This is a genomic window from Phytohabitans sp. LZ39, from assembly GCF_059359075.1.
Genome location: NZ_JCADBM010000018.1, coordinates 138,118 through 155,643, shown reverse-complemented (window position 1 = coordinate 155,643; position 17,526 = coordinate 138,118). Strand labels below are relative to the sequence as shown.

Genomic DNA, 17,526 nt, shown 5'->3' with positions numbered 1-17,526 from the left:
ACCGTCGATGGGTATGACCGAAGCGCAGGACGACGCGGAGCAGACCGCTGACGGCGACTCGCCGTCAGCGGTGCACGCGCGGGCGGTCGCGCTCACCGAGTACCTGCTGGCCGTGCGCACGCTCCTGGAAAAGCCGGTGCGGGCCGTGCCGGCCGTTGACGCGTACTGGCAGGCCGACCTGCCCGCCCACGTCGAGTGCGGGGTCGGCCCGTTCAAGCCGGGCGGGAGCTGGCTGCGGGTCGGCCGCCCGGACCCGCCCGACCCGCCCTCGATCCCCACACCGCTGCTGCGCCACCTGGTCTGGGATCTCTCCGACACGGCACCGCCCACGATCGGCGAGGTCGATCCCGAGGTGGAGGCCGCGTTCACCGAGTGGCGTGACAAGCAGTGGGAGCCGTGGGCCCGCGACCACCAGCTCTCCGAGGTGACCCGGCGGCTGCACGACCGCCTCTACGACCTGCGCTACCGGGTCGACATCGACGCCGCCCGGGTCGAGCTGGTCTGGGGCCACCTGGTCCTGCGCCACCGCGACATCCACTACCCGCTGCTGGCCACGCCGGTCGCGATCGAGTACGACCCGGACTCGACCACCGTCTCGGTGACCCCGCAGGGCCCGCCGCGGATACAGGCCGACGCGCTCGGTGACCTCGACGCGCGGCGGGTGGCCGACCTGCTCGACCTCGGCGGCACCGGCGGCCAGGTCGACATCGACCCGTGGGACGCGGCCGAGCGGCTCGACTTCGGCCGGCGGGCGGTGCGCCGCCTCGGCCTCGAGCCGGAGACCGTCGTCGACACCGGCGTCCTCTTCGTGCGCCCCCGCCAGCGGATGGTCCGGCGCTTCCTGGAGCTGCTCCAGGAGCGGCTGACCAGCGGCAGCAGCACCGAGGTGGGCGCGCTCGCCGGCGTGCTCGCCCACGAGCCGAGCCGGCTGCGGATGCCCGACGACGACACCGACGCGTGGGTGCGCACCAGCGAGCGGCTGCTGATGCCGATGGCCACCAACGACGCACAGGAGTCGATCGCCCGGCGGCTGGCCGCGCACCGAAACGTCGCCGTGCAGGGCCCGCCCGGCACCGGCAAGACACACACCATCCGCAACCTCATCTGCCACCTCGTCGCGCACGGCAAGCGGGTGCTCGTCCTCGCCCAGAAGGAAGACCCCCTTCGGGTACTCCGCGACGGGCTGCCCGAGGAGATCCAGCCGCTCTGCCTGGCGGTGCTGGGCCGCTCCGCCGACCAGCTCGTGCAGCTCCAGGTCGCCGCCCGTGAGCTCGCCGACCGCGCCGCCACATTGGACAGTGAGGCGGAGGCGGCCTGGGTGCGGCGCCTGCTCGCCGACGTGGAGGCGGCCGAGGAGGCGTTCGCCGCGGCCCGCGCCGAGCTGCTGGCGGCCGCCGAGCGGGAGGCGCGGCGCTACGGCGGGCGGAGCGCCGGCGAGGTGGGCGAGTGGCTGCGCCGCCACGCCGCCGACGCGCTCGTGCCCGACCCGATCGCGCCGGGCACGCCGGCGCCGCTGGAGGCCGCCGAGTTCGCCGTACTCGCGGAGCTGTCGCGGCGGCTGACCGCCGCGGACCGCGCCGCCGCGCTCGGGCCCCTGCCCGCCGACGGCCAGCTTCCGGTCGGTGAGGCGGTCGCCGCGCAGAGAGACGCGATGCGCGACGCCCGCAAGGTGGTCGACGCGCTGCGCGACCGCGGCATGGCCATAGACGGGGTACGCGCGGTCGGTTCCACGGCCGTCGACGAGCTAGCCGCGGCCCTGCGCGGGGCGGCCGACGATTTGACCCGCCGCGAGGGGAGCTGGACCGACCGGCTCGGCCTGCTGATCCGCGACCCGAGCTGGCGCGCGGTGTGGGACGGCCACGTCGCCGGCTGCCAGCAGCTGCTCGACGAGCTGGGGCGGCGCACCGCGTTCCTGGCCGGGCGGCGGATCACGATCCCCGAGCCGCACTCGACGCAGCCCCGCCGCCTGCTCACCCAGCTCACCGAGATCCGCGCGCGGTACGCGGCCGGCAAGCCGGTCCGCCGCCTCACCCACGCCGAGCTGGCCCGGGTCGTCGCCGAGGTGCAGGTCGACGGCGAGCCGCTGCGCACCGCCGACGACGTCGACCTCGTGATCGCCACCGTGGAGCGCGAGCAGTTGCGGCAGCAGCTCGCCGCGCGGTGGGGCGAGTGGCGCACGCGGCTCGACGCGCCCGTCCCGCAGGATGTCTCCGCCGAGCCCGAGCTGTGGGCGGGGCGCCTGCTCTCCTCGGCGGTAGCGGCGCTGGAGTGGGAAAGCGTCCGCTGGCCGGAGCTGCACGCCACGCTGGTCACCGTCTTCCCGCGCTGCCCGCGCGACGTCGACGCCCGGCAGATCGCCGAGCTGGCCGGCGCGGTCGAGGCCGCGGGCAACGTCTTCCTCGCCGACCGCCTCGAGGCCGAGCGCACGGCGATGGCCGAGTGGCTGCGCCGGTTCGCGCCCGAGGCGCCGCAGATCCAGGCGCTCGCCGCGGCGTGGGAGCGCGACGACCTCGCCGGCTGGGACGCGGCGCTGGCCGAGATCCGTCGACTGTGGACACTGCGGCCGGACGCCACCCGGTACGCCGTGCTGCACGCCCGCCTCGCCGCGGTCGCCCCCCAGTGGGCGGCGGCGATCGACACCGGTGCGGGCGACTTCGACGGCGGGGCGGCGCTGCGGGCGTGGCAGTGGCGGCAGGCGCAGACCTGGTTCGACGAGGTGATCGGCGACGTCGACGGCGCCGACCTGGGACGCCGGCTGGAGCGGGCCCGCGACCAGATCCGCCGGCTCACCGGCGACCTGGTGGTCACCTCGGCCTGGCTCGAGGTCGCCCTGGCGCTCGACGACCGGCGCAAGGCCGCGCTCGCCGACTGGACCGCCGCGCTCCGCAAGATCGGCAAGGGCACGGGCAAGAGCGCCGCGCACTGGCAGGCCGCCGCGCAGCGGGCCATGTCCGAGGCGGTCACCGCGGTCCCGGTCTGGATCATGTCGATCGACCGGGCGCTGGAGCAATTCCCGGGGCAGGCGCCGATCTTCGACGTGGTGATCGTCGACGAGGCGTCCCAGGCCGACCTCTTCGCGCTGCCGGTGCTCACGCTCGCCCGCCGCGCGGTCGTGGTCGGCGACGACCAGCAGATCGGGCCGCAGCTCGTCGGCGTACCGACCGACCGGGTCAACGGCCTTGTCGCCACTCACCTGCACCCGGCCGGCGTGCCCTCGGCGGAGCACTTCGACACCGAGAGCAGCCTCTACGACCACGCGGTACGCCGCTCGCCACAGCGCATCCTGCTGACCGAGCACTTCCGCAGCGTGCCCGAGATCATCGGCTTCTCCAGCGGCGTCTACTACGACGGCAAGATCCAGCCACTCCGCGCCGCCCGCAGCGGCCTCGACCGCTCCGTGGTGGCCGAGCACGTACCGCAGGGCAAGCGGGTGACCCTCCCGGAGTACGGCGAGGTCAACGTGGCCGAGGCGGAGGCGCTGGTGGCCCGCGTGGCGGCGATCGTGGCCGACCCGTCGTACACCGGCCGCACGCTCGGCGTGGTCAGCCTGCTCTCCGGGAGCGGGCAGGCGGCCTATCTCCAGCACCGGCTCCGCGAGGAGATCGGCCCGGACGAGCTGGAGCGGCGCGAGCTGCGGGTCGGCGACCCATACACGTTCCAGGGCGACGAGCGCGACGTGGTGCTCGTGTCGATGGTGGTGTCTTCGGCCGACGGCGCGATCGGCGCGTTCACCAAGCGCGACTTCCACCGTCGCATCAACGTCGCCGCGTCCCGTGCCCGCGACCAGCTGTGGCTCTTCCACTCGGTCACGCCCGCCGACCTGCACCCCGACGACGCCCGCGCGGCACTGCTCGGGTACGCCCAGCGCCCGCCCGCGCCGCCAGAGGTCGGCGGCGAGCCGGTGACGGAGTTCCAGCGCGCGGTGCACCGCCAGCTGACCGGCGCCGGGCTGCGCGCGGTGCCACAGTTCCGCATCGGCACGTTCAAGGTCGACTTCATGATCGCCGCTCCGGACGGCCGCCGCCTGGCCATCGAGTGCGACGGCGACAGCTATCACGGCGCCGAGGCGTTCGCACACGACCTCCGCCGCCAGGCCATCCTGGAACGCGTCGGCAACTGCGTCTTCGTGCGCCTGCGGGCCAGCGTCTTCCACCGCGACCCGGAGGCCGCGATGCGCCCGGTCTGGGATCGCGCCGAAGAGCTCGGCCTGGTCGTCACCAGGCCGGGCAGTACAAACAGCTTGTAGTACAAACGGTTTGTATCTAGGGCGTCCGCCGCGTCCGCTTGCCCCGAGACGCGCGGTAGGCGTTCACCGCCTTGCGGGAGCTCCGCCAGACGCCGTCGGGTCCTTGCAGCGCGTCCAGTCGTCCTCGCTGGGCGGCCTGCCGCAGGGCCGCCATCGTGAACTCGTCCGTCACCAGCGCGGCCAGCGGCACCAATCGAGCCGGACCGGCCAGGTTGGGCACGATGAAGCGGTTGAGATTGTCGTGCATCGCCCGTGCGATCAACTCACCGAGCGCGCCACAGTCGCCACTGTCGGCGCGCTGCAAGGCCGTGAGGTACGCCGCCCGTTGCTGCTTGAAGATGATCACCGGCGGATAACCGAGGCGCACGAGAATCAGGTTGAGTAGCAGGCGGCCGGCCCGTCCGTTTCCGTCGATGAAGGGATGGATCCGCTCGAACTCGTTGTGCAGGTGGGCGAGTGCCTCTGGCAGCGGGCGAGGAGTCGCGACGCCCGCGGTGATCTGCTGGCCAAGCGTGCACACCTCCGCAGCCCAGTGCTCGACCTGGGCCGGGACCAGTGGCCACGCGGGTGGCCGCATGCCGCCGGCGAACGACTGGATGTCGTGCTCGCGGAAGCTCCCCGGACCCTCGCGGCCGGTAGCGTCCGGATGTGGGGCCACATTCCACACCGGAGTCATCGCGGTGTGGTGCACCTGCCGTACCTCACTGACGGTGACCAGCCGTCCGTCGTGCCACCCCTCCGGCTCGAGTGCCTGCCCGTAAACCCATTTCGCGGCGTCCGCATAGCCGCGGACCTCGTTGTATTCGCGCAGCGGCTTGGCGCCGACGGCCCGGCCTTGCTCCAAAAGGGCTTCCACTTCACGGAGAATTAGGGTGTTGCCCTCCAGCGCCGTGGAGTGATGCGCCTCCTGGTGCCAAATATCCTCCCAGATGCCCTGGGCCTCCTTCGGGTTAGGTAAGCCACCGAGCCTCTGGTTCAGCTCCAGCAGCGCGCTATCCAGTCGCGCATAGACCGTCTCCCGGCTGGGGCGTCCCCTGCTCACCACGACCCGCTCTCCAGATGCATAGCTGTGAAGTTGATACAGGCAGCCGCTACCGAATTGAACTTATCAACTTCGGAACGGATGGGCCGGCCCTCGGCGGCGTGGCGCTACCGCTTCGTTATCTGGTGCTGGTTGGGTGCCGGTCATGAGTGGTGGCGGGCGGGCGCACCGGACCTACAGCGTGGTGGTCTTCGTCGTGCTCGCCTCGCTCGACAACGTCGCCATCGGGCTCGTGCCGCCGCTCTACGGGAGCATCAGCGAGTCGTTCGGCGTGGCCGAGAGTGCCGTCGGGCTGGTCACCGCGATCACCTTCCTCTTCAGCGCGGTCGCCGCCGTCGCCTGGGCGTACACGGGAGATCGACACCACCGCAAGCCGCTGCTCATGATCGGCACGCTGGTGTGGGCGGCGGGCACCGGGGGCACGGCGCTGAGCGGCGGCTACGTGACGTTCTTCGCGGCGCAGATCGTCGCCGCGGTCGGGTTGGGCGCGGTCGCCTCGGTCGGGTTCTCCGTGGTCAGCGACCTCATCGCGCCGCGCCGCCGCGGGCTGGTGATGAGCTTCTGGGGGCTGTCGCAGGGGATCGGCACGCTCGCCGGCACGCTCGTCGGCGGGCTGCTCGGGCGGGGGGACTGGCGGGTGCCGTTCCTGGTGCTCACGGTGGTCGGGGTGGCGGCCACAGTGGCGTACCTGTTCACGTACGACGTGCGGCGCGGCCAGAGTGACGCCGAGCTCGCCGGCGTGGTCGACTACGACTACCGGATCAGCCGCGACGACCTGCCCACGATCCTGGACCGCCGGACCAACCTCTGGCTCGTGCTGCAAGGGCTGACCGCACAGGTGGCGTTCGGATCGCTGGTGTGGCTGCCGGTGCTCTTCCGGGAGCGGGCCGAGGCACAGGGCTACAGCGACGACACCGCCATCGTGGTGGGCAGCATCTTCGCCACGCTGTTTCAGCTCGGCGCGGGCTTCTCGATCCTCGGCGGTCTGATCGGCGACCGGCTCCAGCGGCGCGACCCCGGCGGGCGGGCCATGGTGGCGGCCGTCGGCATCCTCGCGGCGGTTCCGCTGTACCTCGTGCTCTTCTTCGTGCCGATCCGCATCGACGTGCCCGACGGCGCCGGTGCGGGCGCGGTGGTCCGGGCCGTGCTGTCCAGTGTGTTCACCGAGCCGACCGTGGGGCTGAGCCTGCTCACCGCGCTCGTCGCGCTGGCGCTGACCTCGGCCAACTCGCCCAACTGGTTCGCACTTATCGCGGACGTCAACCCGCCCGAGCACCGCGGCACCGTGTACAGCCTGGGCAACCTCACCAACGGCGTGGGGCGCGCGGTCGGCAACGGCCTGGCCGGGGTGGCGTTTCGGGCGCTACAGGGGCCGTTGCCGCCGCCGCTCAACTACGCGGTGGGGCTGGCCGCCTTCCAGCTCTTCTTCGTGCCGACCGGCCTGATGTACCTGCGGGCCTCCCGCACCTCGCCGGCGGACATCGCCACCGTCCACGAGTTGCTGGAGGCCCGCGCCGAGCGGAGCAAGCCGGCTACACCACAGCCCACACCGTGACGTCCGTCGGCACCGTGCCGTCGGCGTGCAGCTCCTCGCTGCTGATCAGCGGGCGGGCGCCCGCGGGCAGGGAGGCCGGTGTCTCGCCGAAGTTGGTCAGCACGTACACGTCGCCGTTGCGGAAGGCGAGCACGCCCTCTGGCCCTTCGGCCCAGGTGAGCGAGCCGGGGCCGAGCCCCTGCTGGGCACGCAGGCGCAGGGCCGCGCGGTACATCTCGTACGTCGAGCCGGGCACCCCGCGCTGCCGGTCGAGCGCGTATCCGGCCCAGTTCGCGGGCTGGGGGAGCCAGCTCGCGTTGGTGGGGCCGAACCCGTACGACGGGGCGTCGCTCTGCCACGGGATCGGGACCCGGCAGCCGTCGCGCCCCTTCTGTTCGCCGTTGGTACGCCGGAACATCGGATCCTGCCGTTCCTCGTCCGGCATCGTCGTGTGCTCCGGCAGGCCCAGCTCCTCGCCCTGGTAGAGGTAGGCCGAGCCGGGCAGGGCCAGCATCAGCAGCGTCGCCGCGCGGGCCCGGCGCAGGCCGAGCACGAGGTCAGGCTGCGGGTCGCCGACGCCGATGCCGCGCGGGCGCATGGTGCCGATCGGCAGGCCGAGGCGGGAGGCGTGGCGGAGCACGTCGTGGTTGGACAGCACCCACGTGGTCGGCGCGCCGACCGTCCCGTTGGCCGCCAGCGACCGGGTGATCACCTCGTGCTGGGCGGCCGCGGTCCAGGCGGCCTCCAGGTACTCGAAGTTGAACGCCTGGTGCATCTCGTCCGGCCGCACGTACGCCGCGAGCCGCTCGGCGGGCGAGACCCAGGCCTCGGCTACGAGCACGCGCTCGCCGGGGTACTCCTCCAGGACCCGCCGCCAGTCGCGGTAGACGTCGTGCACGGCGTCCTGGTCCCACATCGGGGGGCGGATGCCCTCCGTGGCCGGGCCGGTGAGCGGCTCGACCGGGTAGTGCCAGTCGGCGAGGTCGGCCTGCTTGATCAGCCCGTGCGCGACGTCGACCCGGAAGCCGTCGACACCGCGGTCGAGCCAGAAGCGCAGGATGTCGCGGAACTCGGCGCGCACCTCGGGGTGGTCCCAGTTGAGGTCGGGCTGGCCCGCGTCGAACAGGTGCAGGTACCACTCGCCGTCGGGCACCTGGGTCCAGGCCGGGCCGCCGAACGTGCTCTCCCAGTTGTTCGGCTTGTGCGTCCGGAAGATGTAGCGGGCCCGCTCGGGACTGCCCGGGCCGGCGGCGAGCGCCTGCTTGAACCACGGGTGCTCGCTCGACGTGTGGTTGGGCACCAGGTCGACGATCACCCGCAGGCCCCGCTCGCGGGCCGCGGCGAGGAGCTTGTCGGCGTCGTCGAGGCGGCCGAAGAGGGGATCCACGTCTCGGTAGTCGGACACGTCGTAGCCGGCGTCCGCCTGCGGCGAGGGGTAGAAGGGCGACAGCCAGAGGGCGTCGACGCCGAGCTCGACGAGGTGGTCGAGCCGCGCCGTGATGCCGGGCAGGTCGCCGATGCCGTCGCCGTTGGAGTCGGCGAAGGACCGGGGATAGATCTGGTAGATGACGGCTGTGCGCCACCAGTCTTTGCTCTGCTCAGGCATCGCTCTAGTTTGCCCGAGGCGGCGCGGTAGATTCGCGAACGATCAACTGAGTTGGCAGGATCACGGTTTCCTCTCCTGGGTACTCGCCGCCGGTCAGCGGGCCGAGAAGGATGTTGGCCGCGAGGCGGCCTTGATCGGCGGCTGGCTGGGCCACTGTTGTGAGGCCCACCACACCGGCCAGGTCGTGGTCGTCGATGCCGATCACGCTGATGTCTTCTGGCACCTTGAGCCCCGCCTGCCGTAGGGCCGCCATCGCGCCCATGGCGATCTCGTCGCAGGCCGCGAATATGGCGGTGGGCGGGTCGCCCCGCCGCAGCAGCGTGGCCACCGCCCGCTCGCCGCCGGAGACCGTGAACTCCTCCTCCACGTCCAGCGCCGGGTCCGGGGTGACGCCGACCTCGGCCAGCGCCTGCCAGTAGCCGCGGCGGCGGTCGATGTGCGTGGTGAATGCCAGCTCGTCGGCGGGATCGCCGGAGATGTGCGCGATCCGCCGGTGGCCGCACCCGATGAGGTGTGACGTGGCGGTGTACGCGGCGGCGACGTCGTCGATCCGGATGCTGGGCCAGCCCGGCACGCCGGTGCCCGAGCTGACCGTCACGCCGGGCAGGGCGAGGCCGGTGACCGCCTCGAGGTCGACGCCTTGGAGCGGTGTGGCCACCAGCATCAGCGCGTCGACGCGCTTGTGCAGCGCGGCCGTGTGCAGCAGCCGCTGCCGCTCGGTCTCGCTGCCGCCGAGGTTGTGCAGCAGCAGGTCGTAGCCGGCCTCGTGCAGCGCCTGCTCGGCGGCCTCGACCACGGTCGCGAAGAACCAGCGGGTGATCCGCGGCACGACCACCGCAACCGCCCCGGACTTGCCGCCGGCCAGGCGCGACGCGCTTGGCGAGGCGGCGTATCCGAGCTGGGCCGCGGCCGCGAGCACCCGGTCGCGGGTGGCCTGGGACACCGTCGGCAGGCCGCGCAGTGCCCGGGAAACGGTGGCCGTCGATACGCCGGCCAGTCGCGCGACATCGTCGATCTTTGTCACGCGTGCACCTCCCCAGTCGACCGTCGGCGGGCGGGTGGCCGGGCCACCCACCCGCACACGGCCATCAGCCCTTCACGCTGCCGGTGAGGAGACCCCGGACGAAGTACCGCTGGAGGGAGAGGAAGACGATCAGCGGGATGACGATCGACACGAACGCGCCGGACGTCAGCCGTTGCCACTCGTTGCCGCGGGTGCCGGCCAGCTCGGCGAGCCGTACCGTCAGCGGGGCCGTTTCGTCCCCGCCTCCCGCGAAGATGAGCGCTACGAGCAGGTCGTTCCAGACCCACAGGAACTGGAAGATGGTCAGCGATGCCAGCGCCGGCGTGATCAACGGCAACACGATGGTCCGGAAGATCTTCGGGTGGCTGGCCCCGTCTACCCGGGCCGCCTCCATCAGCTCGCCGGGCAGCTGCGACACGAAGTTGTGCAGCAGGAACACGGCGAACGGCAGGGCGAAGCAGGTGTGCGCGAACCACACCTGGATGAACTTCTGCTCGTCTTCCAGCTGCCAGGCGGGCATGAGCGTGATGCCGCCCAGCGAGACGCCCCGGGAGAAGAAGCTCAGCAGCGGTACGAGCGACATCTGGAGCGGCACGATCTGGAGCGCGAAGATGAGGATGTAGAGCCACTCCCGCCCGCGAAACTGGATCCAGGAGAGCGCGTAGGCCGCCATCGCGGCGAACGCCACCGGGAAGAGCACCGACGGGATCGTGATGACGAGCGAGTTGACGAAGTAGTTGGCCAGCTGGCCGGAGGAGGCCGACTGTCCGAAGAGGACCTCGTTGTAGTTTTCCAGCGTCAGCTGGGGGTCGCTGAAGAACGTCCACCAGCCGGTGGTCTTGATCGCCTGCTCGGGACGCAGCGACGAGATGAACAGGCCGAAGGTGGGCACCGTCCACAGCACCGCGATGAGGATCGAGACGATCGTGGCGGCGCGGGTGTTGAGCCGCTTGCGCACGCGGCCGGCCACCGTCTTGGGCAGCGGCTCCGCGGTGAGGCCGGGCAGGACGGGAGTCGTGGTAGCCATGTCAGCCCTCCCGCTGCTGGCGCAGGTTGCGGACCTGGAAGATGACGATCGGGATCACCAGGATGAACAGGAACACGGCCAGTGCCGAGCCCTGCCCGACCTCCTGATAACGGAACGCCTGGTTGTACATCTCCAGGGCGATGACGTTGGTGTCGTAGTTGCCGTTGGTCATCGTCCGCACGATGTCGAAGATCTTCATCGTGGCGACCGTGATGGCCACGACCACGACGATCAGGGCGGGCCGGATGCTCGGCATCGTGATCCGCCAGAACATCTGCCACGCGGTGACGCCGTCGAGGCGGGCCGCCTCCACGATGTCGGCGGGGATCGCCTTGATGGCGGCGGAGAGGATGACCATCGCGAAGCCGGCCTGGATCCAGACCAGGACCATGATCAGCAGCAACGTGTTGAGCGGCGACTCGAGCAGCCACTGCTGCGGCGCGCCGCCGAGCCACACCACGATCTGGTTGAGCAGACCGATCTGATCCTGCTCCTCGCCGCGGTACGCGTACACGAACCGCCAGATGATGCTCGCGCCGACCATCGAGATCGCCATCGGCAGGAAGATCAGCGACTTGGCGACCGCCTCGAAGCGGGCGCGGTCGACGAGCACGGCGTAGAGGAGCCCCACCGAGGTCGCCACCAGCGGCACCAGCACGACCCAGAGGAGGCTGTTCCACAGCACACCGAGGATGTCGCCGTTGCTGAACATCCAGCCGTAGTTGTCCAGGCCAACCCACCCGGAGCTGTCGCCGTTCTGGAACGACAGGATGGTGGTCCGGATCAATGGCACCACCAGCCCGATCAGCACCAGGACCACGACCGGGAGGAGGAAGAAGATCGCGTACCCGAACTCGCGGGGCTTGCGCAGGCGGCCCGCGGGTGGCGCGGGCGCGTCGCCGGCGGCGACGGCGATGAGCTGGCGCTCCCGCCGGCGGGCGAAGTAGGTGGGTACGACGTCAAGCAGAAGCAAGAGCCCACCGACGACGACCGCGAACGCGACGAGGCCGTACACCAACATGGTGAGCTTGGGGGAAATGTCCGCGAATTCCATCCGCCCTCCCGAGGGGGATCGGCCGGCCCGACCCCGAGGGAAGGGGTCGGGCCGGCCGTCTATGCGCTACTTCCAGGAGCTCTGGATACCGGCGAGCACGCTCGCGGTGTCCTTACCGTTGATCCACTCGACCATGCCCTTCCAGAACGTGCCGGCGCCGACGGCCGACGGCATCAGGTCGGAGCCGTCGAAGCGGAGCACCTTGCTCTGGTCTTGCAGGATCTCGACCGACAGCTTGTCGATCGGGTTGGCGAAGTTGTTGATGTCCGCGCCCTTGCTGCCCGACACCCAGTTGCCGAGCTTGGCCCGGGAGTTGGCGTACTCGGGCGTGGCCAGGTAGTTCTGCACCGCCTGGACCTCGGGACGGTCGGCGAACGCGGCGGTGAACTCACCGGCCGCGAGCACCGGCTCGCCCTTGCTCGGGTCGACGGCCGGGAAGTAGAAGGCGAACACGTCGCCGTCCTCGGCCACCTTCGTGCCCTGCGGCCACTGGTTGGCGTAGAAGGACGCCTGGCGGTGCAGGTAGCACTTGTCTTCCAGGATCGGCAGGCCCGCCTCCTGGAACGACGTGGTCGAGATGCTCTTCACGGGGCCGAACCCGGCGTTGACGTACTTGTCGTTCTTGAGGATCGTGCCGGCGCGGTCGACCGCGGCGGCGACCTTCGGGTCGTTGAACGGGATCTGGTGGGTCACCCACTGGTCGTAAACCTCGGGCGACTGGTCGCGGAGCATGATGTCCTCGATCCAGTCGGTGGCCGGCCAGCCGGTGGCGTCACCGGACTCGATGCCCGCGCACCAGGGCTTTTCGCCGCCCTGAGCGATCTTGTCGCTGAGTGCGATGAGCTCGTCCCAGGTCTTGGGGACCGCGTAGCCCTTCTCCTGGAAGGTCTTCGGCGAGTACCAGACGAAGGACTTGACGTTGGAGCCGAGCGGCGCGCCGTAGAACGTGCCGTCGACCGTGCCGTACTTCAGCCAGTCAGCGGGGTAGTTGGCCTCCGCCGAAGCCTTGGTGTCGGCGGGAGCGGGCTTGAGCTTGCCCGACTTCGCGAACGTGCCCAGCAGACCGGGCTGGGGGATGAAGGCGATGTCCGGCGCGTTGCCGCCGTCCACAAGAACCTGGAGCTGCGCCTCGAACTCGCCGCTGCCCTCGTAGTCGATCTCGATGCCGGTGCAGTCGCTGAACTGCTTCCAGGACTGCTCAAGCAGGTCGGCCTCCGTGTCACGGATGGACGCGTAGATCTTGACCTTCTTGCCGTCGTTGCCGTCGTACTTGTCAAAGGCGGAGCACTCCGCCGAGCTTCCGTTGCTGCCACTTCCGCTGTCGTCGCCGTCCCCGCACGCGGTGGCGCTGAGCGCCAACCCGACCACGGTGGCGATCACGATGGCTTGGCGTCGTCTTGGAAAGACCGCCATGCCGTCCTCCTTCCTCGCCGGCACGGTGCGTTGGCTCACGTGCCGGTCCCGACTTGGGGCGTCTACACATGTAAGCGCTTGCACCGATCTTTCGTCCAGGCTTTCGAGTAAGGAAGCCGTAACGATTAGGAAACGTCGGGAGCGCTTCCATGGCCGTCGAGGATGGCCGCGAACCGGCTCTCCGCGAGGTCGAGCTGGTCCATGATGTGCGCCTTCGTCGGGTCGGAGAGCGGCGTGTCCGGGCGGCCGACCAGCTCCCGGAAGACCGGCACGAGCGGCCGGTACTTCGTGGCTGAGCTGTGCACCTTCGGCCCGGTGGTGTGTATGACGCCCACCCCGTTGTCGGTGAAGTCGGACACCTTGATCACGCGTGCCCACGGGTGGCGGTCGAGGCTCTCCGCCACGTGCGCCCGGTATTGCTCGTGGCGGTCGCGCCCCGGGTCGTACTCCGGGTTGGTCACCGCGCGGACCAGGTCGGCGACCCGCGGGTTGAACCGCCGGGCCAGCTCGGCCAGCGCCGCCTCGGCGTCGCCGCCCAGCTCCTCGGGGTGGTCTTCGACCGTGTCGTGGAGCAACGCCGCCACGAGTACGTCGACGTCGGTCACGCCGTAGTGCGACATGATCCGGATCGCGACCCGGAGCAGGTGGTTGAGGTACGGCTCGCGGGTCCGGCGGTCGTCGCGGTGCAGGTGCGCGGCCAGCTCCAGCGCCTCGGTCAGCCGATCCTGGTCGGCGGCGGCGAAGCGGGCGACCTCCAGCGCGAACCGCTGCCGCAGGCCGTCTTCCCCGTAGACCTCGGTGATCGCGTGCAGCGGCATGGTCGCGAGGTACGCCGGGGAAGCCATGGGCCCAGGTATACCGGATCACGCCAATTTCCGTCGGCCCTCCTTCCGCTCGATGAAGCTTTCTGTCAAACTGCCGCGCAAGCAGGAAGGTTTTCGACGCAGGAGGACTTCCATGGCAAGACGCGTGCTCCGACTCCTCGCCGTTACCGCCACCGCGGCCGCCGTGGTCATCGTGGCGCCCGGCCCGGCACAGGCCGCACCGACGTTCAAGGTCCCATTCCCCTGTGGACAGTCGTGGTCCGGCCAGACCCGCACCAACCACAGCCCTGCCAACGCCATCGACTTCAACCGCACGGACGACACCGGCGACCCCGTCGTCGCCAGCGCGCCCGGCACCGTCGACCGGGTCACCGACCTCGGCAACACGAGCTACGGCAAGTACGTGCGCATCAACCACGGCAGCGGGTACACCACGTACTACGCGCACCTCAACGCGTTCAACGTCTCTGTTGGACAGACGGTGGGCTACGGCAGCGTCATCGGCTACGTCGGCACCACCGGCGGCTCGACTGGCCCGCACCTGCACTACGAGCAGCGCCTGAACGGGGCGGACATCCAGGTGCGCTTCAACGGCGCGCTCGCGCTCTACTGGGGCACGAAGACGTACACCAGCGACAACGCCTGCTCCGGCGGCAACACCGGGTCGGGCACCGTCAACACGGCCGGCTCGCCGCTGACCGTCCGATCCGGACCCGGCACGGGCTACGCCTCGGTCGGCACCGTCGCCGACGGCGCCACCGTCACCATCTACTGCCAGACGACCGGGACGACGGTCACCGGCACGTACGGCACGAGCAACATCTGGGACCGCATCGGCACCGGCAGGTTCGTCTCCGACGCGTATGTCTACACCGGATACGACGGCTTCATCCCGAGCGTCCCGCGCTGCTGATCAGCGGACGCGGCGCATTCCGACAGCGCGCACGTACGGCGGGCCCGCGTCGATCGGCGCGGGCCGGCCGGCGGCCCGGGACGCGGGCCACCGGTCGTCGGCGAACTCCTCCTCGGTCATCGCCTGGAGCGCGCTGAACGCCACACCGATCAGCGTGACCGCGGCCAGGACCGTGATCGGCACGATGAGCAGTGACGGGCTGAGCCCTTCTACCCGGGTCTCACCGGGTGTCCACAGCCGCACGCGCATCGCCGCCATGCCGGTGTAGTGCATGCCGCACACGGCGAGCCCGAGCACGAACGCGCCGCCGACGACCGCACGCCAGCCGCGTACCGCGATGACGAGCCAGAGCGCCAGGGTCGCGCACGCGACGGCGATGAGGGTGGAGGCTCCGACGAGCGCGCCGGAGTACTCGATGCGGCCGGCGACCCGCACGGCGGCCATCGCGGTGTAGTGCATCGCCACCGCGCCGGCGCCGGTGAGCAGGCCGCCAAGGACGATACGGCCGCCGTTCGGCTCGCCGCGGCCGACGACGAAGAGGCCGGATCCCACGGTAACGACCGCAACGACGAGGCTCGCGACGGTGAGCGTCGGGCTGTACCGGACCGGGCTGTCCGGTACGTCGAAGCCGAACATGGCGGTGAAGTGCATGAGCCAGATCGCGGCCCCGCCGATCGTGATGGCGGCGAGGACGAGCCAGCGGGCGCGCCGCCGGCGATGGCGGGCGGCCCGGGCCCGGCTCGTGCAGACCAGACCGAGCAGCGAGCCGACGAAGGCGATCAGGTACGCGACGACGGGATTGACGGCACCGTACGTCAGGTGATGGATCTCAGCCACGGCAGTGATTGAGGCACGCCGGTGGCCGGGCGGCCGCACAGGTTGTGCGCCCCTTACCAAGATCTGGGCGACTTACAGCCGTTGGGGTGGCCGCAAGTCGCCCAGACCGCTCAGATACGCCGAGGGGTAGCGGTGCGAAAGCACCTGGTGACTAGGTGAAGATGCTGACGCCACCGGGGCCAACGAGCAGCCCCACGATGATGAGGACGACGCCCCACAGGACCTGCCGGCGGAAGAGCGCCAGGATGCCGGCGACCACGAGCACAACTGCGATAATCCACAGAAGAAATTCCATGTGTTGTGAGGTACCCCCGCGCTCGCCGGCAGAAACCTATTCTCAGCCAAGCCGGAAGACGCTGTAGGCCTGCTTGATGACCGGATGCGCGACGTTACGCACCCGAACGCCGCCCGGGGTGGCGCCCCGCTCGCTGCCGGCGTGTGCGTGCCCGTGCACCGCCAGGGCGGTCGGCGCCGAGTCGATGGCCTGACCGAGCAGGTACGAGCCGAGAAATGGGTAGATCTCGGGCGGCTCGCCGGCCAACGTGTCCGGCACCGGCGCGTAGTGGGTCAGCGCGACCCGCACGTCGCAGTCGAGGTCGCGCAGCACCTGGCCCAGCCGCTCGGCCACCGTGCTCGTCGTGCGCACGAACGCCTTCATCTCCGGCTCGCCGAACTCGCTGGCGCACCGCCCCGCGAACCCGCCGCCGAAGCCCTTCGCGCCGGCAACACCGAGGCGGCAGGCCGGCGTCTCCACGACCGTGCTGTCTCCTTCGAGGACGGTGATGCCGCCCTCGTTGGTGAGCACGTCGACGACCTTGTCGACCTGGTCGCAGTGGTAGTCGTGGTTGCCGAGCACGGCGATCACCGGGACGCCGAGCTGGCCGAACTCCTGTGCCACGCAGCGCGCTTCCGCCTCGGTGCCGTGCCGGGTCAGGTCACCGGCGAGCAGCAGCACGTCGGCGTGTTCGGGCAGCTGATCCAGGGCGGGGCGGAAGCGGCCGAGCACGTCCTGGTCCATGTGGACGTCGCCCACCGCCGCGATGCGGATAGGCGGGTCGTTCGGGTCCTTCACAGCAGGTCCTCCGCCTCGCTCGGTGCGTTCGCGCGGGTGATGCCGATGTCGACCCACAGGGGGACGTCGGGGAAGTTCTCCTCGACCAGCCGCACGATCTCATCCCGGCGGGCGGGGCTTTCCACCTCACCGCAGAGGACCATCGTGCGTTCCCGGCGAGCCACCGTGATGCCCTGCTCGGCGAGGCCCCCGTGCTCGGTCAGCAGCCGCTGTACGGCCGCCTCCACATATTCATCGATCATGGAACGACCTCCAGTCGTTCGAGCAGCAGCAGGAACGCCTCGGCGTACGGCGACGGCGCGGTTTCCTTACGCACCCGGTCCCAGTCGATCTGCTCGCGCAGAGACCGGGCCAGCGGCAGGCCGCGGGTGAAGTCACAGTAGTGCTCGGTGAAGCTCAGCAGCTTGTGGATCATCAGCTGCGTGGCGGTCACGCACGGCATGACGATCGCGTCGACGACCCGGGGGACGGTGTCGGCGAGGGTCTCCGCGGTCACCGGAGTGTCCAGCGGGTGGTGGATGAGGTCGACCATCCGATCCTCGTCGTAGACCTTGACCAACCAGTCTTCCGGCGGCCGCTCGGCCCGGAAACCGGTCGCCACCAACGCTTCCAGCGCCCGCTCGACGTCCTCCTCGCGAAGGAGGAAGTCGACGTCGTGGTCACCGGAGTGGCCGCCGTGCGCGTACACGGCGAAGCTGCCGCCGAGTGCGAACGGGATCTCTGCCTGCTTGAGCGTTGCGGCGACCCGTTTGAGTGTGATGAGCAGTCCGTCGTCCACGCTCATAAAAGCTCCTCAGCGTCGTCGCTCGGGGGAAGGAAGAACAAATACCCAGGTGAAGGCCCGTTGACACGCACGGACGGACCGGTGGCCCCTGCCCCTTGATAGAGGCGCACCGGTCCGTCCGCGCGTGAAGGGCCGCTCATCCGGCGAACC

At 70.6% G+C, this 17,526-nt stretch carries 15 protein-coding genes; 3 read left to right on the top strand and 12 right to left on the bottom strand.

All coding sequences use genetic code 11. From position 1 onward, the window contains the following. Positions 1–13 precede the first annotated feature (13 nt). Positions 14–4,246 carry a PDDEXK-like endonuclease domain-containing protein gene (locus AC5L36_RS30650; protein WP_441219870.1) on the top strand — a complete coding sequence of 1,411 codons (4,233 nt, stop codon included), beginning with the start codon at positions 14–16 and terminating at the stop codon, positions 4,244–4,246. A 16-nt stretch (positions 4,247–4,262) separates the two neighbouring features. Here the strand turns inward: AC5L36_RS30650 and AC5L36_RS30645 are convergent, their stop codons facing one another. After that, entirely contained in the window at positions 4,263–5,288 is a 1,026-nt protein-coding gene (locus AC5L36_RS30645) for a Fic family protein (RefSeq protein ID WP_441219869.1), read from the bottom strand. Between the two features lie 145 nt (positions 5,289–5,433). Here AC5L36_RS30645 and AC5L36_RS30640 point away from each other — a divergent pair, with 145 nt between their 5' ends. Beyond that, positions 5,434–6,843: an MFS transporter gene (locus AC5L36_RS30640; protein WP_441219868.1), complete on the top strand. Its 1,410-nt coding sequence runs from the start codon at positions 5,434–5,436 to the stop codon at positions 6,841–6,843. On the opposite strand, the gene AC5L36_RS30635 is transcribed toward AC5L36_RS30640, so the two are convergent. The 6 genes from AC5L36_RS30635 to AC5L36_RS30610 form a co-directional block, all read right to left on the bottom strand. Continuing rightward, entirely contained in the window at positions 6,821–8,428 is a 1,608-nt protein-coding gene (locus tag AC5L36_RS30635; RefSeq protein ID WP_441219867.1) for a glycoside hydrolase family 13 protein, read from the bottom strand. The genes AC5L36_RS30640 and AC5L36_RS30635 overlap by 23 nt on opposite strands. Before the next feature lie 4 nt (positions 8,429–8,432). After that, complete coding sequence (locus tag AC5L36_RS30630; RefSeq protein ID WP_441219866.1) at positions 8,433–9,452, bottom strand: LacI family DNA-binding transcriptional regulator; 1,020 nt, start codon at positions 9,450–9,452, stop codon at positions 8,433–8,435. Positions 9,453–9,516: 64 nt separating this feature from the next. Further along, positions 9,517–10,479: a carbohydrate ABC transporter permease gene (locus AC5L36_RS30625; protein WP_441219865.1), complete on the bottom strand. Its 963-nt coding sequence runs from the start codon at positions 10,477–10,479 to the stop codon at positions 9,517–9,519. Position 10,480: 1 nt separating this feature from the next. Beyond that, positions 10,481–11,533, bottom strand: coding sequence for a carbohydrate ABC transporter permease (locus AC5L36_RS30620; protein WP_441219864.1), 1,053 nt, complete (start codon positions 11,531–11,533; stop codon positions 10,481–10,483). A 66-nt stretch (positions 11,534–11,599) separates the two neighbouring features. Next, positions 11,600–12,946 (bottom strand): ABC transporter substrate-binding protein, encoded by a 1,347-nt coding sequence (locus AC5L36_RS30615; RefSeq protein ID WP_441219863.1) that lies wholly within the window; start codon positions 12,944–12,946, stop codon positions 11,600–11,602. A 125-nt stretch (positions 12,947–13,071) separates the two neighbouring features. After that, on the bottom strand, positions 13,072–13,791 hold the full coding sequence (locus AC5L36_RS30610) for an HD domain-containing protein (RefSeq protein ID WP_441219862.1): 720 nt from the start codon (positions 13,789–13,791) through the stop codon (positions 13,072–13,074). A gap of 112 nt (positions 13,792–13,903) precedes the next feature. On the opposite strand from AC5L36_RS30610, the gene AC5L36_RS30605 reads away from it, so the two are divergent. Beyond that, a complete protein-coding gene (locus AC5L36_RS30605) occupies positions 13,904–14,683 on the top strand; it encodes a M23 family metallopeptidase (protein ID WP_441219861.1) in 780 nt (259 codons plus the stop codon). Here AC5L36_RS30605 and AC5L36_RS30600 read toward each other — a convergent pair whose 3' ends face one another. The 5 genes from AC5L36_RS30600 to AC5L36_RS30580 form a co-directional block, all read right to left on the bottom strand. Beyond that, positions 14,684–15,520 carry an MHYT domain-containing protein gene (locus AC5L36_RS30600; protein WP_441219860.1) on the bottom strand — a complete coding sequence of 279 codons (837 nt, stop codon included), beginning with the start codon at positions 15,518–15,520 and terminating at the stop codon, positions 14,684–14,686. 151 nt (positions 15,521–15,671) lie between these two features. After that, complete coding sequence (locus tag AC5L36_RS30595; protein ID WP_441219859.1) at positions 15,672–15,815, bottom strand: GPGG-motif small membrane protein; 144 nt, start codon at positions 15,813–15,815, stop codon at positions 15,672–15,674. Between the two features lie 42 nt (positions 15,816–15,857). Further along, a complete protein-coding gene (locus tag AC5L36_RS30590; RefSeq protein ID WP_441219858.1) occupies positions 15,858–16,592 on the bottom strand; it encodes a metallophosphoesterase family protein in 735 nt (244 codons plus the stop codon). Beyond that, positions 16,589–16,834, bottom strand: a complete 246-nt coding sequence (locus AC5L36_RS30585; RefSeq protein ID WP_441219857.1) for a hypothetical protein — start codon at positions 16,832–16,834, stop codon at positions 16,589–16,591. Before AC5L36_RS30585 ends, AC5L36_RS30590 begins: the two co-directional genes overlap by 4 nt. Beyond that, a complete protein-coding gene (locus AC5L36_RS30580; RefSeq protein WP_441219856.1) occupies positions 16,831–17,376 on the bottom strand; it encodes a nucleotidyltransferase in 546 nt (181 codons plus the stop codon). The genes AC5L36_RS30585 and AC5L36_RS30580 overlap by 4 nt, the downstream gene beginning before the upstream one ends. Positions 17,377–17,526: the final 150 nt, after the last annotated feature.